A 25516-nucleotide genomic window follows, 5' to 3' on the forward strand; every position below is an offset into this window, starting at 1 on the left:
AGGAAAAGACAACATGTGCGGTATTGTCGGTATCGCCGGTTTCATGCCGGTAAACCAGTCGATTTATGACGCGTTAACGGTGTTACAACACCGTGGGCAGGATGCCGCAGGCATCGTCACCATTGATGGCAACAACAACTTCCGCCTGCGTAAGGCGAATGGCCTGGTGAAGGATGTATTCGAAGCACGGCATATGCAACGTTTGCAGGGCAACATGGGCCTTGGTCACGTTCGTTACCCTACGGCTGGCAGTTCCAGCGCTTCAGAGGCTCAACCTTTTTACGTCAACTCTCCGTTCGGCATTACGCTTGCCCACAACGGTAACCTGACGAATGCACACGAATTAAGAAGCACGCTGTTTGAAGGCGCACGTCGCCACGTCAACACGACTTCTGACTCTGAAATTTTGCTGAACATTCTTGCCAGCGAGTTGGACCGTTTCCAGCATTATCCGCTGGAAGCTGACAACATTTTTGCTGCTGTAGCGGCGATGAACACTAAAATTCGCGGTGCTTATGCCTGCGTGGCAATGATCATCGGCCACGGTATGCTGGCTTTCCGCGACCCACACGGCATTCGCCCGCTGGTGATCGGCAAGCGCGACCTGGAAGACGGTCGTTGTGAATATATGGTGGCGTCCGAGAGTGTAGCTTTGGATACGCTGGGCTTCGAGTTCCTGCGTGACGTAGCGCCGGGTGAGGCCGTTTATGTCACCGAGAAGGGCCAACTGTTTACGCGCATGTGTGCCGAGAATCCTCAGTACAATCCATGCCTGTTCGAGTATGTCTACTTCGCTCGTCCTGATTCTTTCATCGACAAGATTTCGGTTTACAGCGCGCGCCGCCGTATGGGCCAGAAACTGGGCGCAAAAATTGCTCGCGAATGGGAAGATCTGGAAATTGATGCGGTGATCCCAATTCCGGAGACGTCCAACGACATCGCCCTGGAAATCGCCCGTATCCTGAACAAGCCATACCGTCAGGGTTTTGTGAAAAACCGTTACGTTGGCCGTACCTTTATCATGCCGGGCCAGCAGGAGCGCGTTAAGTCGGTTCGCCGCAAGCTCAACGCCAACCGCGCCGAGTTCCGTGATAAAAACGTGCTGCTGATTGATGACTCCATTGTACGCGGCACTACCTCGCAGCAGATCGTCGAGATGGCCCGTGATGCAGGCGCAAAAAATGTTTACCTGGCTTCGGCTGCGCCGGAAGTGCGCTTCCCGAACGTTTACGGTATCGACATGCCAACCGCCAACGAGTTGATCGCCCACGGTCGTGAAGTGAGCGAAATCAATCAGATGATTGGTGCAGACGCGCTGATCTTCCAGGATTTGAGCGACCTGATTGACGCGGTGAGAGAAGAGAACCCGGATATCGAGCAGTTTGAATGCTCTGTTTTCGACGGTATCTATGTCACCAAAGACGTTGACCAGAACTACCTTGAATACCTCGACGCTCTGCGTAACGACGATGCTCAGGCATTGCGCGGCCAGCAGGAAGCGGAAAACCTCGAAATGCATAACGAAGGTTAATTGACCTTCTTACCGCCTGTCTTGACCTGCTACGCGGGGCGGGGCAGGCGGTACTCTTCTGATATTTCTGCCGCTTTTCGCTGTGACTTGCCATTCGCTTTTCAATCCGGCAAAGTCATCAGACGATTCATACGTGCTAATGTTTTAGTTCGTTCTCCCCGAGGCAGTATTCATGAAACGACTCATAGTCGGCATCTCCGGCGCCAGTGGCGCAATCTATGGCGTGCGCCTGTTACAGGTTCTGCGCGAAGTCCCCGACGTCGAAACCCATCTGGTGATGAGTAACGCGGCACGGCAGACTCTGGCCCTCGAGACCGATTTAAGTTTACGCGATGTCCAGGCTCTGGCGGACGTGGTTCACGATTCGCGAGATATTGCCGCCAACATATCCTCAGGCTCTTTCAAGACCGCAGGTATGGCAATATTACCGTGCTCGATTAAAACGCTTTCAGGCATCGTCAACAGCTATACCGACGGGCTTTTGACCCGCGCCGCCGACGTCGTGCTTAAAGAAAGCCGCCGTCTGGTGCTGTGCGTGCGTGAAACGCCTTTGCATCTTGGCCATTTGCGCCTGATGACTTCAGCTGCCGAACTCGGTGCCATCATCATGCCGCCAGTGCCCGCGTTTTATCATCGCCCTACCAGCGTGGAAGATATCGTTGATCAGACCGTTAATCGAGTCATCGACCAGTTTGATATTGAACTTCCCGAAGACCTGTTTGTTCGCTGGCAGGGCAGCCATTAAGTTTTTGCAACCCTTTCTGCCCTAATTTTGCACAGAATGATAACGATGCACCAAAATTGAACTCTTTATGTTTTATTTTGGTGCATTTCTGTTTCAATCTTCTGGCAATGCGTCTTGATGCGGCGATTTTGCAGACTAATCTGGATGTAATTTCAGCCTCCTTGTTCACTAAAGAGACTGTTTTGCAAAGTCGGCACGATTGCTGCATAACTATTGCATAATTAATGCATATTTTTGGTGGCAGTCATAATTCGCCTGCCAGCAGTCTGAAAATTGTGATTAAAGCAGTGAAAGCAGTAAAAAATGTTACCGACATAGACCGGTAACTAAAACAATAAAACGGTTGTTACGGCAACCAGACACAACAAACCACCACACACACGATTAATGGCTGAGGGTAATGTATGAAAAAGTTGTTCAAGGTTCTGCCTCTGGTATTAGTATTGGCCAGCGCAAGCAGCGCTTTTGCTGCGGTGCCAAAAGCAATTAACATCGGCACAGATCCTACCTACGCTCCTTTTGAGTCTAAAGATTCCAGCGGTAAGCTGGTCGGCTTCGATATCGACCTGGCAAATGAAATGTGTAAACGTGCGCATATCAAATGTACTTTCGTTGAAAGCGATTTCGATGCATTAATCCCCTCTTTGAAAGCGAAAAAAATCGACGCCATCATCTCTTCACTGTCCATCACCGAAAAACGTGAGCAGGAAATTGATTTTACCGAGAAACTCTACGCCGCAAACGCTCGTTTGATTGCGCCTGCCGGTTCTAAAGTTCTGCCAACGCTTGACGGTCTGAAAGGTAAAAATGTCGGCGTGCTGCAGGGTTCTACTCAAGAAGCCTACGCCAACGCCAACTGGCAGCCAAAAGGCATCAACGTGGTGGCTTACCAGAATCAGGATTTGATTTACGCTGACTTGGCTTCTGGCCGCCTTGATGCAGCATTCCAGGACGAAGTTGCGGGTAGCGAAGGCTTCCTGAAACAGGCTGCGGGTAAAGGTTACGCCTTCGCCGGTCCTTCCGTGAAAGACGACAAATTCTTTGGCGTGGGTACCGGTATGGGTCTGCGTAAAAACGAAGATGACCTGAAGTCTGCCTTGAACAAAGCGTTTGATTCCATGCGTAAAGATGGCACCTACGACAAGCTGGCGAAGAAATATTTCGATTTCGACGTTTACGGCGGCTAAGCATTAACTGAAGACAGTAGGAAAACAGTAGTCGTTTCCGAATCAGCGGTTTGCACATTGCGGCAAGCCGCTACTAAAAAAGAATTTTAAAACCTGCGAAACGCAGTCTGATTTCCGTCTAAGGCAGGATATTTTCATGTTATATGGGTATTCCCACGTAATAATCCAGGGCACGTTGGTCACGCTAGAACTGGCACTTTCTTCAGTGCTGCTGGCCCTCATCATCGGTTTGATTGGTGCTGGCGGCAAGTTGTCGAAAAATCGTGTCATTTCCAGCATTTTCGGTGCTTATACCACCTTGATTCGCGGTGTTCCCGATCTGGTATTAATGCTGTTGATTTTCTATGGCTTGCAGATAGCTTTGAACAGCCTGACAGAAGCCGTGGGCATGGACCAGATTGATATTGACCCGCTTAGCGCCGGTATTATCACCCTCGGTTTCATTTATGGTGCCTATTTCACCGAAACCTTCCGCGGAGCCTTTATGGCTGTGCCGCGCGGGCAAATTGAAGCGGCTATCGCTTTTGGCTTCAGTGGTTCACAAATATTCCGTCGTATTCTGTTTCCGGCCATGATGCGTTTTGCTCTGCCGGGGATTGCCAACAACTGGCAGGTTATTCTCAAGGCGACGGCGCTGGTTTCACTGCTTGGCCTGAATGATGTGGTTAAAGCCACGCAGCTGGCGGGTAAGGGCACTTATCAACCGTTTTATTTCGCCATCGTGGCGGGTGTGATTTATCTAATATTTACCACGTTATCCAATGGCGTGCTGCTGTGGCTCAACCGCCGCTATTCGCTGGGTGTGAAGAGGGCCGAGCTATGATTGATATCTTGCATCAATACGGTATGTCGCTGCTGTACAGCGACGGCTACCGATTTACCGGCCTGGCGATCACTTTATGGCTGTTAATCAGTTCTGTGGTGATGGGCGGACTGCTGGCGGTGCTGCTTGCCGTGGGTCGCGTTTCAAGCAATCGCTGGATAAGCTCGCCAATCTGGCTGTTTACCTATATTTTTCGCGGCACTCCGCTGTATGTGCAACTGCTGGTATTTTACTCGGGAATGTACAGCCTGGAGATTGTGCGTGGGACAGACTTCCTCAACGCTTTCTTCCGCAGCGGCCTTAACTGCACCATTTTGTCGTTGACGCTGAACACCTGTGCCTATACCACCGAGATTTTCGCCGGGGCTATTCGCGCCGTTCCGCACGGTGAAATTGAAGCAGCTCATGCCTATGGTTTTTCGCGCTTCAAGCTCTACACCTGCATTATTCTCCCTTCTGCATTGCGTACTGCTTTACCGGCATACAGCAACGAGGTGATTCTGATGCTGCACTCCACCGCGCTGGCGTTCACTGCCACCGTGCCGGACGTGCTCAAGATTGCTCGCGATATTAACTCAGCGACCTACCAGCCTTTTTATGCCTTTGGCATCGCGGCAGTTATCTACCTTTGCGTATCGTTTGTGTTGATTAACTTGTTCCGTATGGCGGAAAAGCGCTGGTTGGCGCACGTCAGGCCTCAGTCTTCTCACTAAAAATGAATGTATTCACAGCGAAAACGTTAAACCTGTGCGGGAAAAATCATGTCAGAAAATAAATTAGCCGTAATCGATCTGCATAAACGTTATGGCGAGCACGAGGTGCTGAAAGGCGTTTCGATGTCTGCAAACGCGGGTGACGTTATCAGCATTATTGGATCTTCTGGATCGGGGAAAAGTACCTTTTTACGCTGTATCAACTTCCTGGAAAAACCGAGTGAAGGTTCAATCAGCGTAAACAATGTCGATATTCGCATGGTGCGTGATACAGACGGCCAGCTGAAAGTATTCGACAAAAAACAGTTACAGCTGCTGCGCACCAAGCTGACGATGGTGTTTCAACACTTCAACCTGTGGAGTCACATGACGGTTCTGGAAAATGTCATGGAAGCCCCCATTCAGGTGCTGGGACTGAGCAAGGCGGAAGCCAAAGATCGCGCTATTCGTTATCTTGATAAGGTGGGTATCGACGAGCGAGCGCGTGGCAAATATCCGGTCAACCTTTCCGGCGGTCAGCAGCAGCGTGTCTCGATTGCGCGGGCGTTGGCGATGGAACCGGAAGTGCTTTTATTTGACGAACCAACCTCGGCGCTGGATCCTGAGCTGGTGGGCGAAGTTTTGCGCATTATGCAAAAGCTGGCGGAGGAGGGGAAAACCATGGTGGTGGTTACCCACGAGATGGAGTTTGCTCGCCACGTTTCCAATCACGTGATTTTCCTCCATCAGGGGGTAATCGAAGAGCAGGGCAATCCTGCCGATGTGTTTGGTAGTCCGAAGAGTGCGCGGTTGCAGCAGTTCCTCTCGGGTGCTTTAAAATAACCCGTCGTAATTAGCACCACAACTCCGCAAATAGGCCCTTCCCAGGGCCTATTCCAAAGTTACTGCAGTGTTTCGCGGATAAGCCTCGCTTCATTCTGCAGGCGAACAAAGGCCTGATAGCGAAGGGTATGCAGTTCGCTCACGCTAGCCTCAGGTAAATACTGACCGTCAAGAACACAAAATTGTTCCATTGCATGACTGACTGACGGTGAGAGTCCACCTGCTACTGCGCCAAGGATGGCTGCTCCCAGCATGACTGGCTCTTCGGCTTTTGTTGTTATTACCGGATACCCGCAGGCGTCGGCTATCAGTTGGCGTACCAGCGGGTGCCGTCCTGCCCCTCCGCTGAGTACCACGTTATCAACGGTTACTCCCATACGGGCCTGGGCGTCAATTATCTGCCGGAGCCCGTAGCCAATGCCGCAGAGACCAGCGATGTACAAGCAGATCAGGCTATCGATATCACTTTCCATCCCTAGCCCCACAATCACCGCCCGTGCGTGAGGATCTGCTTGCGGTGAGCGGTTTCCCAAAAATTCAGGCACTACGTGTATATTACGCGTTAACTGAACCGCATCAGCGGCTGACAACCCTTTTTTCCGGGCCAGACCGGCGAGATAGGTGGGCAGCGAGACGCCCGCTTCTGTAGCCTTGATAGAGGCCTCGGGCGCGGCGGGATGCAAGGAGACAAGTTGAGCAATAGCAGCGCCGGCGGCGCTTTGTCCGCCTTCGTTCAGCCACAAGCCAGGAACCATTGCCGAGTAATAAGGCCCCCAGACACCGGGAATGAATGCTGGCTCCTGCGTGCTGGTCATGGTGCAGGATGAAGTGCCAAAAACGTAGGCCAGATTACGGACCGCACCGCCACCGACGCCCAGAGTACCAATACCACCGGCGTGTGCATCAATTATACCGGTGCCCACCGGCGTACCCGAAGGCAGCCCCATCCGATCCGCCGCCTCTGCCGTGAGTCCCTGTCCGCAGGGCACGCCTGGTTCAACGATGTTGATACCGATACGGCGGAAGTCCTCATCCGCCAGCTCTTCCAGCCCAATACGTCGAAAGTAGTCGGGGTCCCATCGTTTCTCGTGGGCCAGATAAGTCCACTTACAGGTAACGGTGCACACCGACCGAGCGAGGTCTCCGGTTGCCTTCCAGGTCAGGAAATCGGCCAGGTCAAAGAACTGCCACGCGTTATGGTAAACGTCCGGCAGGTTCTCCTTGAGCCAGAGCAGCTTGGGAGTCTCCATTTCCGGCGATATTTTCCCGCCGACATACTGAAGAACGGGATGCCCGGTAGCATTGATCATTTCGGCCTGCGCAGTAGCGCGATGATCCATCCAGACGATAACGTTTCTCTGCGGGTCTTCAGACGGCCCGACGGCAAGGGGCACACCGCCGTCGCCGACCACGACTAGAGAGCATGTGGCATCAACGCCGATACCGGCAACGCGCTCCGGGGAAACCTTTGACGCGGCCAACGCCTGCCTGACGGTTTGACAAACTGCATCCCATATTTCGCTACTTGATTGCTCGACGTAATGTTCAGGACCTTTATAGAGGGTTATTGGCTGCGTAGCGCGGGCCAGCATTGTCCCTGAGGTATCAAACACGCCTGCCCTAACGCTCCCCGAACCGACGTCAACGCCAATGACTACCGGGGTAGGTTTATTATTCATACCTGCTCCTTTCAGCTTTAGAAGCCGAATGTTGGATAGTCAGAGATCGATACTGTTGGGAAGTATAACCAAATCGCGAACAGTAACGTTCCTGGCGCGGGTCAACATGAACAGAACGGATTCAGCCACCTCTTCGGGCTGCATCAGACTGCCGTTAGCCAGCGCTTCATCCAGTTTGGCCTTTGGCCAATCGTTGAGCAGAGCAGTAACGACCGGCCCCGGCAGGACGGCTCCGACACGGACGCCGTGCTTTGCGACTTGACGACGTGTGCTATGAACAAAGGCCTGAACGGCAAACTTCGAGGCTGTGTAGATAGGTTCCCAAACAACCGGCACCATCCCCGCAATGGAGCTGGTAAAGATAACGTCTCCCGATTTTTGTGCGATCATGTGCGGCAGTACTGCACGGACACAGCGGAATGCAGCGTTGATGTTCAGGTGAAGTACACGGTCCCAGACATCGGGATCTCCTTCCTCAACGAGGCCGCCAATATACGCGCCCGCATTGGCGTGGAAAATATCCAGGCGACCAGTCAGTTCGAGAATGTCGGAGTGCATATTGTCGACCTCTTCCGGTCTCATCAAATCTATCTTTAATGCAAACGCGTTTTCACCCAGCTCCGCAACGATTTTCTTTAACTTTTCGCCTTCCCGGTCAACCAGAACAACTTTTGCACCCGCGCTCAATAACGTTTTTGCACACGCAAGACCGATCCCCGACGCCGCGCCAGTGATAGCAGCGACTTTGCCAGCAAGGGATGTGTTCATGGAGGGTACAGTGTGGTTCATTTTATAATCCTTATATAATTATTTAAAAATTGGTCATAATAGGCACAGCTGAAGTGAAGCTGCAAAATGTGGTGTTTATCTTTAAAAAAATTGTTCAATTAAATAATGAATAATCGAGAGGTGACGAAGGCGCTCTTTGATTAATTCACCTTTGCACTGTTTCTTAATTTTCACCCTAGTTTTTTAAAATAATCTCGTCAACACGAATCTTGTTATTTTAGATCGCCATCACTTAAATTAATTTAGTTTAATTATTTAAAATAAGAATGTTTATTTAAATTCCCTGTAGGTTAATAGTCCTGAAGAGATGTTAATTTGGCTATTTTTGCGACTCACGCTTTGATAATGAAAATATCATGTTGACTGAAGAGAGATAATCACAGATTAGTTACGGAGTCAGGAAGGTTTAACTTTTAATTTAAGCGATTAAACAATTAAGGGAATTAAATGGATACTAAAAAAGACCACTGGCTAGGACTGCCAAAAAATTTATTTTGGGGCTATGTCGCAATATTTTTATTTATGACCGGCGACGGATTTGAGCTGGCATTTCTCTCCAAGTACATGGTAGAGATAGGGTTTACACCCGCTCAGGCAACCTTTGCTTTCACCGTATACGGCCTGTGTGCAGCTTTGGCTGCGTGGGGGTCGGGGGTTATTGCCGAGGTCATCACTCCGCAAAAAGCGATGAAGATTGGGTTTATAATGTGGGTGGTGTTTCATGTCTTATTTATGGTTTTTGGGCTTACGCAAAAAAACTATTATTATATTCTACTATTTTATGGGATACGCGGCTTGGCATACCCGTTATTTCTTTATTCATTCATCGTGGTTATTGTTCACAATGTCAGAGAAGAATTGGTCGGTTCAGCCTGCGGTTGGTTCTGGGCGGCTTATTCATTAGGTATCGGTGTAATTGGCAGCTATTTACCCAGTTTGATTATTACTCAAATAGGTGAGCTGAATGTTTTATGGTTCTCACTAATATGGGTCTGTGCCGGTGGCTTACTTTCTATGGTCGCATTGAAAAATATTAAAACATCTAGTCATATGCTGAATTTAAATACCAAAGAAAAACTTAGTGAAATGAGTCGGGCGGTCACGCTGCTAATGACTAATAAAAATATCACTTTGGCGAGTATTGTCAGAATTATTAATACCCTGTCGCTGTACGGTTTTGCAATTATTATGCCGCTGTTATTTGTAGGCGAGCTTGGGTTTTCCATGCCTGACTGGCTGCAAATCTGGGCGATATTCTTCTTCTCGACTATTGTGTTCAACGTCTTCTGGGGGATTATGTCGCAGAAGTGGGGCATGTTGCGGCTGATCCGCTGGTATGGCTGCATCGGTTGTGCAGTGTTTAGCCTGCTGTTTTATTACCTGCCGATCTATTTTGGCGATAATTTCTGGATAGCCGCACTTGGGGCGACACTATTAGGTGCATCAACCGCGGCTTTCGTGCCAATGACCGCGCTATTCCCGGCGCTGGAACCGAAACACAAAGGCGCGGCAATCTCGGTGTGCAATCTTTCTGCTGGCTTAAGCAATTTTTTTGCTCCGGCAATAGCTACTGCGCTGTTACCGTTCTACGGCGTGGTTGGGGTGGTTTATGCCTATAGCGCACTGTATATCTTTGGGTTTGTGCTAACGCTGTACATTCAGTTTACCCAGAAACAGTTTGGCCCGCAGGCTGTTAGCGTTGAGGAAGTGGCCTCTTGAACTAAATTATCGCTATAACATTTGTTGCTATAACATTTGTCGTGGTAACAGCAAAATAAAACCTTGCCCGCAGTCGTGCTTTGGGCAAGGTTTGCTTATTTGTCAGGCTTAGCTTGCGAAGTCTAACCTTTTGCCGCCAATAGGCAGATGGCTTTGGTCAATTCATAGGATTTCACAAATGAGCTTACCGGCAGGAATTCAAATTTAGAATGGAAGTTGTGGGCACCGGTAAAGTAGTTAGGCGTCAACAGACCTTTCGCCGACAATGCCGCGCCGTCGGTGCCGCCGCGCATAGGGGTTACTTTTGGCTCGACCTGTATTTCCTCCAATGCAGCAAAGATCAGGTCAATCGCCTGTCGATCTTCGCCGATCGCGCTACTAATATTGCTGTAAGTGTCAGAGATAGTGACCGATACTTTTGCCGTAGGATATTGTTCAGCAATGGATTTTGCGACTTCCTCAATCTTGACCTTGCGTGCGGCAAAGCTGGCGCTGTCAAAGTCGCGGATTGAGGCTTTTAGGGTCGCAGACTGCTGACTTGCACTGATGTCGTTAAACCAGATGTAACCTTCACGGTCTTGGGTTTTCTCTGGCGTTTCCTGACGATCAAAATGGCTGATGAAGTCATGGGCCATCAGGATAGGGTTAACCAGCACGCCGATGGCCGACATAGGATGAGCAGTCACGCCAGTAAAAGTAATCTCGGCAGCTGCGGCGTTAAAGTTTTCATAAACGACTTCACCCAGCTCGCAGCAGTCGATAGTGTAGGCAAAATCGACGTCAAAACGTTTCAGATCCAATGCCTTGGCACCGCGCAGGCCAATCTCTTCGTCTGGCACGAACGCGACAACAATATCTCCGAACTGATCTTGCGCCGTTAGATTCTCCAGCAGGGTCATCACAACGGTTACCGCCGACTTGTTGTCCGCACCCAGCACGCTGGTTCCGTCGCTAAAGATAATCTCTTCGCCTTTATAAGGCAGAATCTCAGGATGCTCTTGCGTACGCAACCAAATATCTTTTTCTGTATTTAGACAAATGTCGCCGCCGTCAAATACCAGGGTCTGTGGATGGATATCCGGACTTAAGCCGACATCGACGGTATCAATGTGTGTGATAAAACCAATGCGCGGACCGCCTTGTTTAGTACCCGGTTTTACCGCGGTCACTGTGGCATGCTGGTCAATCTGGATATTCTCCAGGCCCAGCGTTTTCAACTCTACGGCCAGCAGATTGGCTAATTCTTGTTGCCCCGGGGTGCTTGGCAGAGTGGTCGCTTTGGCATCGCTTTGGCTGGTAACAGACAGGTAACGGAAGAAACGTTCAGTGAGCTGCTTGGCAATTTGAGTCGACATCCTAACCTCTGAGTTGTTTATCTATAAGATTTTCATATATAACAGAGTATTACTAAGTTTGTCCTGAATGGTAGTCTGTTTTTGAATTGCTTACTAAAGAAATTATTAGCCTTCCAGCATAATTACAGGGAAACGCATGAAACGAAAAATAGTAAAATTAACCACCGGATTATTGGCCATGGCTATGGTGGCCGGGGCCTCGGCGCAAACATTAGTCTATTGCTCCGAAGGCTCACCGGACATTTTCAATCCTCAGCTTTACACTTCCGGTACCAACGTCGATGCCAGCGCAGTGCCAATTTACAACCGTCTGGTAGATTTTAAGACCGGCACGACCGAACTGATCCCGAGCCTGGCCGAAAGTTGGGATGTTAGCTCCGACGGCAAAACCTATACTTTCCACCTGCGCAAAGGGGTTAAGTTCCAGAGCAACAAGCTATTTACTCCGACGCGCGATTTTAACGCCGACGACGTCATTTTTTCTTTTATGCGCCAGAAAGATCCTAACAATCCTTACCACAAAGTTTCCAATGGCACCTATCTGAACTTTGACAGCCTGGATATGAGCAACCTGATTTCAAGTATTGATCGGGTGGATGATTACACGGTGCGCTTTAATCTTTCGCGTCCCGAAGCACCATTTATTGCTGATTTGGGCTGGTACTTCGCCTCAATTCTTTCGTCTGAATACGCTGATAAAATGCTGAAAGCCGGCACGCCAGAGAAAGTGGATCTTGATCCCATCGGCACCGGTCCGTTTGAGCTGGTTCAATATCAAAAAGACACCCGTATCCTTTACAAAGCTTTTCCGGATTATTGGCAAGGTAAGTCCAAAATTGACCGTCTGATTTTCAGCATCACTCCTGATGCTTCAATCAGAATGGCCAAGCTTGAGAAAAATGAGTGTCAGGTGATGCCGTTCCCTAATCCAGCAGACCTCAAACGCCTGAGTGAAAACAAAGATATTACTCTGCTGAGCAAGTCTGGCCTGAATACCGGATTCCTGGCGTTTAATACCCAGAAGAAACCACTGGATAACGTCAAGGTACGTCAGGCGCTGACAATGGCAGTCAACAAAGCCTCGATTATTGAAGCAGTGTTCCAGGGGACTGGCACAGTGGCGCGAAGCCTGCTGCCGCCAGCGGTGTGGAGCAGTGAAGATAAGACCATGAAAGATTACGATTATTCGCCGGAAAAAGCCAAAGCACTGCTGGCCGAGGCGGGGTATCCCAACGGTTTTGATATTGACCTGTGGGCGATGCCGGTTCAGCGTCCTTACAATCCGAACGCCAGACGCATGGCCGAAATGATCCAGGCCGACTGGGCCAAGATTGGCGTTAAGGCGCATATCGTCAGCTATGAATGGGCGGAATATCAAACGCGTATTCGCAACGGCGAACATCAAGCGGCGTTAATGGGCTGGACCACGGCAAACGGCGATCCGGATAACTTCTTTGGCCCGCTGTTTACCTGCAAGGCAGCGCAGGGGGGGTCCAACTCGGCGAAATGGTGTGATCCGCAGTTTGACAAGATAATCAACGAAGCCCGCATGACTACCGATCATGAAAAACGCGTGGCGTTGTACCAGCAGGCGCAGCAGATCATGCACGATCAGGCTCCGGCTATCATGATTGCACATTCAACGATCTTTGAACCTGTGCGCAAGGAAGTGTCAGGCTATGAAATCGACCCGTTTGGTAAACATATTTTCTATCAAACATCAGTGAAATAAGAGTGCGCGGGTGAAGGCGCCAAAAACCCTTCACCCTTTTATACAGCGTAATTAGTGGGATTTATTTATCCAACACATCTTCCAGCGCCGGTTTCAATTCACTGTATTTGAATTCGAAGCCGGCATCCTCCAGCCGCTGCGGGATCGCCCGTTGCCCTCCCAGCACCAAAACCGCCGATTCGCCCATTAGCAGCCTGACCACGCCAGCCGGAACGCGCATAAATGAAGGTCGGTGCAGCAGTTCGCCCAACAGCGCGCTGAACTGATCGTTGCGGATCGGATAGGGTGCAACCATGTTGAAGGGGCCATTGAGCGTTTCATGATTAAGCAGGAAAATGATCCCATTCACCATGTCGTCGATATGGATCCACGGCATGTATTGCTGACCCTCACCCAGAGGTCCGCCGAGTCCAGCTCTGAACGGCAGCACCATTTTGGCCAGTGCGCCGCCTTTTTCAGCCAGCACGACGCCGGTACGCAGCAGGCAAACTCGAGTTTTATCGCTTTCTGCCGCTAGCGCCAATGCCTCCCAACGGGCACAAAGCTGCCAGGTAAACTGCTTATTCGGCGGTTCGTCCTCGGCGACAACCGCCTGTCCCTGATCGCCGTAATAACCCACCGCCGAACCAGAAATAAATACTGCAGGGGGCTGCTGGCTAGCGTTGATTAGTTGTGCCAGTTTCTCTGTCATCTGCCAGCGGCTGTCGCAAAGCTTCTGTTTTTGCTCTTTGGTCCAGCGTTTGTCGGCAATCGGCTCACCGGCCAGATTAATCACCGCGTCAAAGCCATCTAATGAGGTTTTATCTTTTAAAGAAGGCCAGAGATCGACTTTGGGGCCAAGAATTTTGGCCGCTCGCTCCGGCGCGCGGGTTAAAACGGTAATCTGGTGAGACTGACTCAGAAGCGTTTCAGTGAGACGACGTCCAATCAGTCCGCTGGCACCGGTAATTAAAATCTTCATGGTCTGCCTCCTAATAACGTGCTGATACTTATCTGTACCCTGAATTGAGCATAGTTTATGTCGGCGTCGCAACGCGCGATGCAGAGCACATCCTGAAGTTATTTATTGTTAAGTGAGATGAGATGATAAGCAGAAGTGGTAAGGAAGGGGGATTTAACGCCCCCTTGAGCAGAGGGCGAGCGGATTATTTTGCTTCAGCCAGTGCGTAGGCCCTGGCGGTTGCCGGGCGATTTTTGATTCTTTCGAACCAGTTGCGCACGGCGGGATAATCAGCTAAATCTATGCGCTGGCGTTCATGAGCGACGACCCAAGGATAGGTCGCAATATCAGCGATACTGTAGTACTCGCCTGAAATATAAACATTTTTCTCAAGTTGAGTATTCAAAACGCCGTACAGGCGCTTAGTTTCCTGTTGAAAACGTTCAATGGCGTAAGGCACGGGTTGTGGGGCGAAATGAGTAAAATGATGGTTTTGACCTAACATGGGGCCGAATCCCGCCATTTGCCAGAACAGCCACTGCAGGGTGCTGGTTCTTTCGCGTAGCTCTTTACTCAATAATTTGCCGCTTTTTTCTGCCAGATACTGCAAGATAGCGCCAGATTCAAACAGGCTCAGCGGTGCGCCGCCGTCAACCGGTTGGGTATCGACAATCGCAGGGATTTTATTGTTGGGGGAAATGGCGAGAAATGCGGGTTGGAATTGGTCTCCTGCTTTGGTATCGACACGATGAAGTCGATAGGGAAGGCCAGTCTCTTCCAGGAAAAGGGTGATTTTGTGTCCATTTGGTGTTGGTGCATAATAAAGATCGATCATGATTGCCTCCTGCGTAATTATTTTATGGTCCATCTGAGTATTTGATGTCAACCGATGGGCTGGATGCGAATTCTACTGCGTATAAATTGTGCCTGATTTTATCAACTAAATATTAACAAATAGCCTTGTGGCTAATATAGCTGCTAATGATAGCAGGCTATGTGAGACTAGTCTGATGCTTTATCGCGACCTTTGACATAGGTTTTACATATCAATAACGCATCTGTTGCTATTGAAGCGATCCCCATGAGCCAGATAGAATCAGCGAACTCATTGAAAATCACTGCGCATCTCCCGCGCTATAAAGAAGGTTTCACAGGATGACGAATCAAGAGCAAAACACCGGCAGTACTGAGTGGGTTGATATCGTTAATGAAGAAAACGAAGTGATTGCCCAGTCAAGTCGCCAACAGATGCGCGCTCAAAATCTCCGTCATCGCGCCAGCTACATTGTGGTTCATGATGGCATGGGAAATATTCTGGTTCAGCGTCGAACCGAAACAAAAGATTTCTATCCTGGCTGGCTGGATGCAACCGCGGGTGGTGTAGTGCAGAGCGGTGAGAATATCCTCGAGTCGGCGCGTCGTGAAGGCGAAGAAGAGTTGGGAATTGCCGGTGTGCCGTTTGCCGAGCACGGCTCTTTTTACTTTGAGCAGGACAACTGTCGCGTCTGGGGGGCACTGTTTAGCTGCGTATCCCATGGACCTTTTGCGTTGCAGGAAGAAGAAGTTGACGAAGTTAGCTGGATGAAACCGGAAGAGATCACCGCCCGTTGTGACGAGTTCACCCCGGACTCTCTTAAGGCGTTGTCACTGTGGCTAAGCCGTAACAATGAGAAAGATCACGGCAAACCGCTTAGCGTTGAAGAATAATCGTTTCAAATGACGGGACTGTCTAACAGCTTTCCCGTTTGCAAAGGGCCGAAATTACGGCCTTTTGTTCATCCCACTCGTTTTCCTGAATTCTGGCCAGTAGCGCCATTCCTGCCTGAGTCCCTATTTCCCTATGCGGCACGGCCACGGTAGTCAGCGGCGGCTGGCAGACTTTGCTGATGTCACTGTTGCCAAACCCTGCAATCGCCAAATCTTTCGGCACGCGTATTTTTCGGCGTTGGCATTCAAACATTGCTCCGCAGGCCAGTGCATCACTGCTGCAAATCAGCGCGTCCATATCTGGCCAGTTGAGCACCAGTTCGGGCAGCAACGCGGCACCCGTACTAAAACTTGAAGCGGCGTGAGTGCTAAGCATCCGCGTGGGGGAAAGATTATTGTCGAGCAGGGCGCGATGCCAGCCGCGCAGTCTTTGCTGCGACACCCACTGTTTTTGCGCGGCGCACATCAGGCCTATCTTGCTGTAGCCAAGAGAAATCAGATATTCAGTTAGCTTATAAACAGCAGAGGCGTTATCAATGCCGATGTTGATATCAAGCGGATTTTCGACTCTGGCACCCAGTTCAGCGGTTGGCAGCTGGGCATTTTCAAGCATGTCATAGGTGGCGGCGGTATGTCGGGCATCAAACAGGACTACGGCGGCAAGGTTGTAGGATAAAAAGGTTTCGAGCAGTTTTTGCTCGCGGTCTTCCTGATTCTGCGACTCTGCCAGCATTAGCTGGAATCCGGCCGGAATCAGCACCTCCTGTAGCCCGGCGATCATTTCCGCATGACCAAATTCCGCCAGCGAGGAGCAGATAACCGCCACCACGTTCGAGGTGGAAGAGGCCAGCGCGCTAGCAGAATAATTGGGAATATAGCCGAGTTCGCTAACTGCAGATTCAATCTTTTCTCTGAGTTTGTCAGAGACCATCTCCGGTTGTCGCAAGGCTCGCGACACGGTCATCGTGCCGACACCCGCCAGTTTTGCCACGTCGGCCAGCGTGATTCGTCCCGTTCCTCGCCGTCTCCTTCCCTCCATATTATGACTCCTGACCTTTCTTCATGAATACCAGGTTTAGTGCGAACTAGGCTGTTTTATAAAACTTTGTAAATAAATAATGACCGCATGAATAGATGAATTTATTTAAGATGATTTTTATAAGTTAATTTCTATACGGCAAAAATCTTCCGCTTTGGAATGGACCCGTTATAGCTTGAATATTTTTTTAAACTTAGTGTAAGCATATCATAGCGCGCTTTAAGACAAATAACGTAGAACCTTCGGAAATTTTTGATAGCGCTATCACAAAAAGGCTATGCACTTGATGATAGCGCTATCTTTGTGGGCTTCATCACAGATATTTCCTGATTTGCCCGCATACTCATTTGTACTCGCTTTGCATATAAATCCATGAGGTAAAGATGAAATCTTTAACGATTTTAGCAGTTTGTGGTGCAGGTCTGGGCAGTAGCTTCGCCTGTGAGATGAGTATTGAGGCTGTATTAAAAGATTTAGGCATTAAAGCCAACTTGTCTCACTGCGATATATCAAGTGCCGCATCGACGAGAGCCGATATCATTATGACTGGTTCAAATTTCAAATCGCAATTTGATCATTACACCATCAACTCAAATATTATTTATCTTAAGCGTTTGGTCGATAAAAAAGAGATTAGTGAAAAGCTCACTCCAGTATTAAAAGAGCTGGGTTATCTGAATTAAATCCAGCCAAAAATAGACATAATCAATCACGAAAAAAATAAAAAATTAATCTTATTCATCCTGCAAACACGAGGGGCAGGTCATGTCTTTCCTATATTTTATTGTTAACGATGTTTTAGGCCAGGCTTCAATATTAATTGCCCTCATCGCCATGGTAGGGCTAATAGCATTAAAGAAAAGTGTCGGACAGATTATCACCGGCACCTTAAAAACGCTGCTCGGATTTTTGATATTGCTAGCGGGTGCCAACATCATTGTCGGCGCGCTTAACTTTTTGGGCGAAGTGTTTCAGAAAGGTTTTCACATGCGCGGCGTCGTCACCGACGTGGGTTCGATTGCCGGCATTGCCCAACAAATGCTGGGTCGAGAGACGGCGCTTATCATGGTGTTGGCATTTATCATTAATATCCTGATAGCGCGTTTTAGCCGTTTTAAATACATCTTTCTTACCGGTCAGGCATCCTTATGGATGGCAACCGTGTGTTCGGTCGTGGGGTATATGGGCGGCCTGCGCGGTACTGAACTGATCCTGATTGGTGGCATTATCGCCGGGCTGATGTCCGTAGGTATGCCCGCGCTGGCGCAGCCTATCGTGCGCAAGATAACCGGCTCCGATGACATCGCTCTGGGGCATTTTTGCACAATTGGATATCTAATTCAGGCAGGAGTCGCCAAAGTCACGGGTGACGTGAGCAAGAGTACCGAAGACATCGAGCTGCCTGAGTCTTTCTCCTTTCTGCAAGATACCTATCTGTCGATGATGGTGGTGATGATCCCTATCTATCTGATCCCGACTATTGCAGCAGGTCCTGAGGTGGTAGCCCAGTATTCTCACGGCGTCAGCTATTTAATCTTCGCTTTCCTGCAATCGGTGCAGTTTGTGGTGGGTGTTTACGTGCTGCTGGCAGGGGTGCGTTTACTTTTGGCAGAAATTGTTTCGGCGTTTCGCGGCATTGCGCTGCGCATCGTGCCTAATGCGATTCCGGCTCTGGATTGCCCGGTCCTGTTCCCCTATGCGCCGAATGCGGTGATTGTGGGTTTTCTGTCGACAACAGTTGGGTCGATTCTCGGGATGTTTATTTTCCCAAGTGTTGGGCTAGCGATGATATTGCCGGGCATGCTGACCAACTTCTTCGCGGGTGGCACGGCCGGGGTGTTTGCCAATGCGGTGGGGGGGCGACGCGGAGCCATTATTGGCGGCATTTTCCACGGATTTCTAATCACTCTATTGCCCGCGCTGTTGTTACCGCTGCTGGGCAGCTACGGCCTGCAAAACGTCACTTTTAGCGATGCCGATATCATCAGCGTTGGGTTAGTGTACGGTCATATCCTGAACTTCTTCCACTGACATCGCGCACAAAAAAGCCGGTCATCAAGACCGGCTTTGCGTTTTCAAAACGGTGGTGGCGCTATTTTGCCCCTGCCGCAAGGGCTTCATCTGCCTGCGCTGACTGGATTGCTGTCAGGGCCACGGTGTAGACGATATCGTCAACCAGCGCACCGCGCGACAGGTCGTTTACCGGCTTGCGCATCCCCTGCAGCATAGGGCCGATGGAGACCAGGTCTGCTGAACGCTGCACCGCTTTGTAAGTGGTGTTTCCGGTGTTGAGGTCAGGGAAGATAAATACTGTTGCCTGCCCAGCAACCGGTGAGTTAGGCGCTTTGGATTTCGCCACATCGGCCATGATCGCCGCATCGTATTGCAATGGGCCGTCGATGATGAGATCAGGACGTTTTTGCTGCGCCAGACGTGTCGCTTCACGCACTTTCTCGACGTCGCTACCGGCACCGGAAGTCCCGGTAGAGTAGGAAATCATTGCCACGCGAGGTTCGATACCAAAGGCAGCCGCAGAATCGGCCGACTGGATAGCAATCTCGGATAGCTGTTCGGCATCGGGATCGGGGTTGATCGCGCAGTCGCCGTAAACCAACACTTGATCCGGCAGAAGCATGAAGAATACCGATGACACCAGAGAGCTGCCAGGTGCGGTTTTGATCAGCTGCAACGGGGGGCGAATCGTGTTGGCGGTGGTGTGAACCGCGCCTGAAACCAGGCCATCAACCTCGCCTTGCTCCAGCATCAGCGTGCCAAGCACGACGTTGTCTTCTAGCTGCTCGCGAGCAACAACCTCGGTCATGCCTTTACTTTTGCGCAATTCAACCAAACGATCGACATACTTTTCGCGCGCCACAACCGGATCGACAATTTCTATACCTTTACCCAACACGATACCCTGAGCAGCGGCCACGCGTTTAATTTCGTCTGGATTACCCAGCAACACGCATTCCGCAATGCCACGTTCGGCACACAAAGATGCCGCCTTGACCGTGCGTGGCTCATCGCCTTCTGGCAAGACGATTCGTTTACCAGCTTTGCGCGCCAGCTCGGTCAGCTGATAGCGGAAGGCAGGAGGCGAAAGTCGATGAGAACGCTCTGAGTGGGCGCTCAGCGAGTTGATCCAGTCAGCGTTAATATGTGAAGAAACATAAGTTTGCAGCTTCTCGACCCGCTCGTGGTCATCAGCAGGAACTTCCAGACTAAAGCTTTGCAGATTCAGTGAGGTCTGCCAGGTATTGCTGTCGACCATAAACACCGGCAGGCCGGTCTCAAAGGCGCGAGCACAAAGCTGCTGAATGCGTTCATCAACCGGGTAACCGCCGGTCAGCAAAATCGCGCCCAGTTCGATACCGTTCATGGCCGCAAGGCAGGCTGCGACCAATACGTCAGGACGATCTGCCGAGGTAACCAGCAGCGAACCTGCGCGGAACAGCGATAGCATATTGGGAATACTGCGTGCGCAGAAGATGACTGATTTGATGCGACGAGAGTGGATTTCACCTTCGTTAATAATGCGCGCGCCCAGATGCTGAGCCATGTCGGTAGCGCGCACGGCTATCATCTCAAAGCTCCACGGGATGCAACCCAGCACCGGCATCGGGCTGACGGCTATCAACTGCTCGATATCAACCTGAGCGAAGGTCGCTTTGTCAGAGTCGTCAAAAATCTCTGAAAGATCGGGACGTGTGCGACCCTGATCGTCAACCGGTGCATTGACCTTGTTGATAATCACACCAGTGATATTTTTATTTTTGCTGCCGCCAAACACGCTGCGAGCCAGTTCGATACGGTCTTTAAGCTGCACCGCTGTATCACTACCCTGGCCGATAACAAACACTATCTCGGCGTTCAGGGTTTTGGCAATTTCGTAGTTCAGCGCGCTGGCAAACTGATGGGTGCGGGTCGAGACCAGTCCTTCAACCAGCACGACTTCGGCGTTTTTGGTATTGGCGTGATAGTTGGCGACGATCTCTTCCATTAACACATCCTGCTGATTTGAACTCAACAGGCTTTGCACGTGTTTCATCTTCAGCGGTTCGGCCGCGGTGATATTAGAGTTAGCGCGAATAATGGTAGTGGTTTGATCAGGCGCATCGCTGCCTGCACGAGGCTGAGAAACTGGCTTGAACACGCTCAGGCTTACGCCTTTCTGTTCGATAGCGCGGATAACGCCAAGGCTGACGCTGGTCAGACCGACGCTTTGGCCAATGGGAACCAACATAATTGTACGAGACACGGCAAACCTCTTCGACAATTTCCAGGCAGTGGTTGGCCAAATTGATAGGCAAAACCCGCCTGCGGTGAAAATAACACTGCCAGCAGGCGCTGGCAGTGGGGATGATAATGTTGTTACGCTGTCAGACGCGCTGCGTCCTGGGCGATGACCAGCTCTTCATTGGTTGGGATAACCAGTGCTTTGCGAGTGCCTTCTTTATTGATTTCACCGGCTTTGCCAAAACGTGCCGCCAGATTGCGTTGGTGGTCTACTTCAAAGCCCAGCAGGCTCAGCTTGTTTAAGGTCAGCTCGCGAACCTGAGAAGAGTTTTCACCAATACCGCCGGTAAACACTACCGCGTCGAGCCGGCCTTCCATCAGGGACGTGTAGCCGCCGATGTATTTCGCCAGGCGGTGGCAGAATACGTCCATTGCGCGTTTGGCGTTGGCTTCTTTTTCGTAGTTGTCTTCAACATAACGGCAGTCGCTGGTCACTTCGGTCAGGCCCAGCAGGCCAGATTCTTTAGTCAGCATTTTGTTGATTTGCGCAACGCTCATACCTAATGCGTCATGCAAGTGGAACACGATGGCGGGGTCGATATCACCAGAGCGCGTGCCCATTACCAAGCCTTCAAGCGGGGTCAGACCCATTGAAGTATCAACACATTTACCATTGCGGATTGCGCTTACCGAGCCGCCGTTACCCAAATGGCAGGTGATCAGGTTAACTTCCTCAACCAGTTTACCCAGGGTTTTAGCAGCTTCCTGAGTCACGTAAAAGTGGCTGGTGCCGTGTGCGCCGTAACGGCGGATATGGTGGTCACGGTATAATTGGTACGGCAAAGCGTAGAGGTAAGACTCTTCCGGCATGGTTTGATGGAAGGCGGTGTCGAAGACGGCAACATTTTTTTTCGCCAGTTTCGGGAAGGATTTCAACGCTTCAGCGATACCAATCAGGTGTGCAGGGTTATGCAGCGGTGCAAATGGGATAGAATCTTTGATACCCTGCAAAACGGCGTCATCGATGATTGCTGACTTGGTGAGCTTCTCACCGCCGTGAACAATACGGTGACCAATAGCAATCAGGTTGGCAGATAACTCTGGCTTTTCTGCAAAAATAGTATTAACGATGTACTTCAATGCTTCGCTGTGGGCAGCACCGGCGCCTAATGCAGCTTCATGTTTAGCGCCATCCAGTTTCCATTTAATGCGGGCTTCTGGAAGATGGAAGCATTCGGCCAGACCTGAAATATGTTCTTCGCCATTCGCGGCGTCGATGATGGCAAACTTCAGCGAAGAGCTGCCACAGTTAAGAACCAGAACTAACTTACTTGACATGGAAGTACCTATTTATTGTGTTGGTGCCGTTAAGTAACAATATACATGGTTAATTAATTTTCAGAATCACATAAGCGTAGCGCATTATGGAAGCGGTAATTATGATTAACATCATGCCAAAATAATTTCTGGCACGAATTACCCGCATTGGCACAGGATGCAGGTGAGGGAAATTGATCGTTTCCGGTGACTTGTTTGATTAAGTTCTTGCCGATTCGTTCAATAGCCCAACTCTGTTTTCCAGACGCCGACTGTTAGAGTAAAATGCAGCAAAGCCAGCTGTATTAGTAAGGTTGTTTATTTATCCCTAGTGGCCTAAAGGCCGGGCTAGAATACCGATAGGTTTTGATAAAAACAAAATATATTTGCATGTGATAAAATATATTTTTAGTTTTACAACTATTTTTTAATTTAAGATGTTGAGGTGCAACATGACCAGCAAGCCATCGGGTTCAGTCGGTTGGTTTCAGGTGTTCCAGCGTGGGCAGCAATACATGAAGACGTGGCCGTCAGACAAGCGTCTTGCCCCTGTTTTCCCTGAGAATCGTATCTCTACGGCAACGCGCTTTGGCGTGCGTATCATGCCACCGCTTGCGGTGTTTACACTGGCATGGCAGATTGCAATGGGCGGTCAGCTCGGCCCTGCGGTCGCGACCTCAATCTTCGCCTGTAGCCTGCCAATGCAGGGGCTGTGGTGGTTGGGGCGTCGTTCAATCACGCCTTTACCGCCAACATTGCTGGGCTGGTTCCATGAAGTCAGGCACAAATTAATGGAGTCTGGGCTGGCATTGGCACCTATCGAAGGGGCTCCAACCTATCAGTCGTTGGCTGAAGTGCTGAAACGTGCCTTCAAGCAGCTCGATAAAACCTTCCTCGACGACCTCTGACAGCAAATTTGTCGCACCCTTTCTCCCGCGCAGGAGAAAGGGCGGGCGTTTATAGCGGCGAATCCTGGCTTATCTCATCCAGTGAAAGACTAAAGCTGGGAATAAATACCGCCATAAAGTAGTCCATCTCCGGGCTATTCCTTTCAGCCAGCGTTTTCTCAAGACGCGTTTTCGCCATCGCAAACTCGGTGTTTCCTGCTGACAACTCCTCCAGACATTTCAAATAGGCGCAAAGAGCATCTGCCTGTTTGACGGTTTTTTTCTCGTCGTCGCTAAAATGATGTTCGTCAATCAACGAGCGATAATCATCCTGAAATTCTTCGGGCAGCATTTCAATCAGCTTTTGCTGGGCGATCTTTTCGATCTTCTTGTATTCGTGGGCAATTTGCGGGTTGTAATACTTGATTGGCGTCGGCATGTCGCCGGTCAACACTTCGCTGGCATCGTGATACATCGCCAGCAACGCAACACGTTCGGCGTTGAGGGTGCCACCAAATTTTCGATTTTTGATTAGCGCCAGGGCGTGGGCGACAAATGCCACTTGCAGGCTGTGTTCCGAGACATTTTCTGTGCGCACATTGCGCATGAGAGGCCAGCGACCAATAAGCTTAAGGCGGGAAAGGTGGGCAAAAAAATGACTTTGGCTCATGGGACTCTCTTACTCTCTAGACTTCGATAAATTTAAAGAGCCCCATTCTTGCATACTAATTCCAATGCCCAAAAGATTTCGAGATGCAGGAAGACGGCGGCAAGGCGCATCCCCATTAGCTGACACCCGTCAGTGATTAAGGGGAATGCGGACAGTCGACGCATCTACATCTCGAAGATGGCAGGCATTATTGGCGGTAGGTTTCCAGGAAACGGCCCAGTTTGCCGACGGCCATTTCCAGCTCGTCAACGCGCGGCAAGGTAACGATACGCACGTGGTCCGGATATGGCCAGTTAAACGCTGAACCTTGCACCAACAGCACTTTTTGCTGTAACAGCAAATCGAGCACCATTTTCTGGTCGTCGTGAATATTGAAACGTTTGGCGTCGATTTTAGGGAACATATACAGCGCGCCTTTTGGCTTCACGCAAGAAACGCCGGGGATCTGGTTAATCATTTCCCAGGCCGCATTGCGTTGTTCATAAAGGCGTCCGCCAGGCTGGATAAATTCGCTGATGCTCTGATAGCCGCCAAGCGCGGTTTGAATCGCGTGCTGCATAGGTACGTTGGCACACAAACGCATTGAAGCCAGCATTTCCAGGCCTTCAATGTAACCTTTCGCATGCTTTTTGGGACCGTTCAGCACCATCCAGCCCTGACGGAAACCGGCAACGCGATAGGTCTTGGACAGGCCATTGAAGGTTACGGTCAGCAGATCTGGAGCCAGCGAAGCAATGGAGATGTGCTGCGCCTCATCATAAAGAATCTTGTCGTAAATCTCGTCAGAGAAGATGATCAGATTGTGCTCGCGCGCAATCTCGACAATCTCCAGCAACAATTCTTTGCTATATACGGCACCGGTCGGATTGTTGGGGTTAATTATCACGATTCCGCGGGTGCGTGGAGTGATTTTCGCACGAATATCGTCGAGGTCCGGGAACCATTCAGCGCCTTCATCGCAAAGATAATGCACCGCATTGCCGCCGGAAAGTGACACGGCTGCAGTCCACAGCGGGTAATCGGGAGCCGGGACCAGCATTTCATCGCCAGTGTTGAGCAGAGCCTGCATGGACTGCACGATTAATTCGGAAACACCGTTGCCGATATAGACATCTTCAACGGTCATGTCGCGCATATCACGGGCCTGATAGTGCTGCATAATCGCCTTACGCGCAGAGAAAAGGCCTTTTGAGTCACAGTATCCCTGGGCTGTCGGCAAGTTACGAATAACGTCGACTAAAATTTCATCAGGCGCATCGAATCCGAAGGGGGCAGGGTTACCGATATTTAGTTTAAGAACTTTATTACCTTCTTCTTCCAGACGCTTTGCTTCTTTAAGCACCGGGCCGCGGATGTCGTAGCAAACGTTATCCAGTTTGCGGGATTTTTCAATGGGGGACATAGTCTGTGTGAACCTTTTGCGGTAAAGCTCGTTCTTCCCTGGGTAGGAGGTGCTTTAGAACATAGCGAAGCCGACAATTTACTCTCACCGGGCTCGATTTTGAAGAGCAAAGTCAGGCTTTGGCTTAAAACAGTACCTCCGACGTAACTGGCGACATTAGTCACCTATCATTGAGAATAAAGCATTATTAAAATCTAAATATTTTGATTATTTTGGATTATAT

22 protein-coding genes are annotated in these 25516 nt (G+C 50.1%); 12 read left to right on the forward strand and 10 right to left on the reverse strand.

Going from position 1 to position 25516, the window contains the following annotated elements:
• Positions 1-13: 13 nt before the first annotated feature.
• The 6 genes from purF (at position 14) to hisP (ending at position 5821) form a co-directional block, all read left to right on the forward strand.
• Positions 14-1531 (forward strand): amidophosphoribosyltransferase, encoded by a 1518-nt coding sequence (gene purF / locus SPM24T3_RS09010; protein WP_009636433.1) that lies wholly within the window; start codon positions 14-16, stop codon positions 1529-1531.
• 172 nt (positions 1532-1703) lie between these two features.
• A complete protein-coding gene (locus tag SPM24T3_RS09015; RefSeq protein WP_009636434.1) occupies positions 1704-2276 on the forward strand; it encodes a UbiX family flavin prenyltransferase in 573 nt (190 codons plus the stop codon).
• Between the two features lie 404 nt (positions 2277-2680).
• Complete coding sequence (locus SPM24T3_RS09020; protein ID WP_009636435.1) at positions 2681-3463, forward strand: lysine/arginine/ornithine ABC transporter substrate-binding protein; 783 nt, start codon at positions 2681-2683, stop codon at positions 3461-3463.
• 136 nt (positions 3464-3599) lie between these two features.
• Complete coding sequence (hisQ, locus tag SPM24T3_RS09025; protein WP_009636436.1) at positions 3600-4286, forward strand: histidine ABC transporter permease HisQ; 687 nt, start codon at positions 3600-3602, stop codon at positions 4284-4286.
• Positions 4283-4999, forward strand: coding sequence for an ABC transporter permease (locus SPM24T3_RS09030; RefSeq protein ID WP_009636437.1), 717 nt, complete (start codon positions 4283-4285; stop codon positions 4997-4999). Before hisQ ends, SPM24T3_RS09030 begins: the two co-directional genes overlap by 4 nt.
• Positions 5000-5047: 48 nt before the next feature.
• Entirely contained in the window at positions 5048-5821 is a 774-nt protein-coding gene (hisP, locus tag SPM24T3_RS09035; protein ID WP_009636438.1) for a histidine ABC transporter ATP-binding protein HisP, read from the forward strand.
• A 59-nt stretch (positions 5822-5880) separates the two neighbouring features.
• On the opposite strand, the gene SPM24T3_RS09040 is transcribed toward hisP, so the two are convergent.
• Both SPM24T3_RS09040 and SPM24T3_RS09045 read right to left on the reverse strand, forming a co-directional pair.
• Positions 5881-7500 carry an FGGY-family carbohydrate kinase gene (locus SPM24T3_RS09040; protein ID WP_009636439.1) on the reverse strand — a complete coding sequence of 540 codons (1620 nt, stop codon included), beginning with the start codon at positions 7498-7500 and terminating at the stop codon, positions 5881-5883.
• 39 nt (positions 7501-7539) lie between these two features.
• Positions 7540-8289: an SDR family oxidoreductase gene (locus SPM24T3_RS09045; RefSeq protein WP_037378051.1), complete on the reverse strand. Its 750-nt coding sequence runs from the start codon at positions 8287-8289 to the stop codon at positions 7540-7542.
• Between the two features lie 447 nt (positions 8290-8736).
• On the opposite strand from SPM24T3_RS09045, the gene SPM24T3_RS09050 reads away from it, so the two are divergent.
• Positions 8737-10008 carry an MFS transporter gene (locus SPM24T3_RS09050; protein WP_009636441.1) on the forward strand — a complete coding sequence of 424 codons (1272 nt, stop codon included), beginning with the start codon at positions 8737-8739 and terminating at the stop codon, positions 10006-10008.
• A 122-nt stretch (positions 10009-10130) separates the two neighbouring features.
• Here the strand turns inward: SPM24T3_RS09050 and pepT are convergent, their stop codons facing one another.
• Positions 10131-11363 (reverse strand): peptidase T, encoded by a 1233-nt coding sequence (gene pepT / locus SPM24T3_RS09055; RefSeq protein ID WP_009636442.1) that lies wholly within the window; start codon positions 11361-11363, stop codon positions 10131-10133.
• 178 nt (positions 11364-11541) lie between these two features.
• Here pepT and SPM24T3_RS09060 point away from each other — a divergent pair, with 178 nt between their 5' ends.
• Positions 11542-13095, forward strand: coding sequence for an ABC transporter substrate-binding protein (locus tag SPM24T3_RS09060; RefSeq protein ID WP_237713018.1), 1554 nt, complete (start codon positions 11542-11544; stop codon positions 13093-13095).
• 61 nt (positions 13096-13156) lie between these two features.
• Here the strand turns inward: SPM24T3_RS09060 and SPM24T3_RS09065 are convergent, their stop codons facing one another.
• Both SPM24T3_RS09065 and yfcG read right to left on the reverse strand, forming a co-directional pair.
• Positions 13157-14056: a TIGR01777 family oxidoreductase gene (locus SPM24T3_RS09065; protein WP_009636444.1), complete on the reverse strand. Its 900-nt coding sequence runs from the start codon at positions 14054-14056 to the stop codon at positions 13157-13159.
• A 184-nt stretch (positions 14057-14240) separates the two neighbouring features.
• Entirely contained in the window at positions 14241-14870 is a 630-nt protein-coding gene (gene yfcG / locus SPM24T3_RS09070; protein WP_009636445.1) for a GSH-dependent disulfide bond oxidoreductase, read from the reverse strand.
• Between the two features lie 320 nt (positions 14871-15190).
• Between yfcG and yfcD the strand changes: the two genes are divergently transcribed.
• On the forward strand, positions 15191-15742 hold the full coding sequence (yfcD, locus tag SPM24T3_RS09075) for an NUDIX hydrolase YfcD (RefSeq protein ID WP_009636446.1): 552 nt from the start codon (positions 15191-15193) through the stop codon (positions 15740-15742).
• A 22-nt stretch (positions 15743-15764) separates the two neighbouring features.
• Here yfcD and SPM24T3_RS09080 read toward each other — a convergent pair whose 3' ends face one another.
• Positions 15765-16781 carry a LacI family DNA-binding transcriptional regulator gene (locus SPM24T3_RS09080; RefSeq protein ID WP_009636447.1) on the reverse strand — a complete coding sequence of 339 codons (1017 nt, stop codon included), beginning with the start codon at positions 16779-16781 and terminating at the stop codon, positions 15765-15767.
• Between the two features lie 383 nt (positions 16782-17164).
• Here SPM24T3_RS09080 and SPM24T3_RS09085 point away from each other — a divergent pair, with 383 nt between their 5' ends.
• Both SPM24T3_RS09085 and SPM24T3_RS09090 read left to right on the forward strand, forming a co-directional pair.
• Positions 17165-17464: a PTS sugar transporter subunit IIB gene (locus SPM24T3_RS09085; protein WP_009636448.1), complete on the forward strand. Its 300-nt coding sequence runs from the start codon at positions 17165-17167 to the stop codon at positions 17462-17464.
• Between the two features lie 82 nt (positions 17465-17546).
• Positions 17547-18812 (forward strand): PTS sugar transporter subunit IIC, encoded by a 1266-nt coding sequence (locus SPM24T3_RS09090; RefSeq protein WP_009636449.1) that lies wholly within the window; start codon positions 17547-17549, stop codon positions 18810-18812.
• A gap of 61 nt (positions 18813-18873) precedes the next feature.
• On the opposite strand, the gene pta is transcribed toward SPM24T3_RS09090, so the two are convergent.
• Positions 18874-21024, reverse strand: a complete 2151-nt coding sequence (gene pta / locus SPM24T3_RS09095) for a phosphate acetyltransferase (protein ID WP_192807942.1) — start codon at positions 21022-21024, stop codon at positions 18874-18876.
• A gap of 128 nt (positions 21025-21152) precedes the next feature.
• Entirely contained in the window at positions 21153-22355 is a 1203-nt protein-coding gene (gene ackA, locus SPM24T3_RS09100) for an acetate kinase (RefSeq protein WP_009636451.1), read from the reverse strand.
• Between the two features lie 431 nt (positions 22356-22786).
• On the opposite strand from ackA, the gene yfbV reads away from it, so the two are divergent.
• Complete coding sequence (yfbV, locus tag SPM24T3_RS09105; protein WP_009636452.1) at positions 22787-23242, forward strand: terminus macrodomain insulation protein YfbV; 456 nt, start codon at positions 22787-22789, stop codon at positions 23240-23242.
• Between the two features lie 49 nt (positions 23243-23291).
• Here the strand turns inward: yfbV and yfbR are convergent, their stop codons facing one another.
• Together yfbR and SPM24T3_RS09115 are read right to left on the reverse strand one after the other, a co-directional pair.
• Positions 23292-23891 (reverse strand): 5'-deoxynucleotidase, encoded by a 600-nt coding sequence (yfbR, locus tag SPM24T3_RS09110; RefSeq protein ID WP_009636453.1) that lies wholly within the window; start codon positions 23889-23891, stop codon positions 23292-23294.
• A gap of 187 nt (positions 23892-24078) precedes the next feature.
• Positions 24079-25293: a pyridoxal phosphate-dependent aminotransferase gene (locus SPM24T3_RS09115; RefSeq protein WP_009636454.1), complete on the reverse strand. Its 1215-nt coding sequence runs from the start codon at positions 25291-25293 to the stop codon at positions 24079-24081.
• Positions 25294-25516 lie beyond the last annotated feature (223 nt).

Source organism: Serratia sp. M24T3, assembly GCF_000257645.1.
Classification (GTDB): domain Bacteria; phylum Pseudomonadota; class Gammaproteobacteria; order Enterobacterales; family Enterobacteriaceae; genus Rouxiella.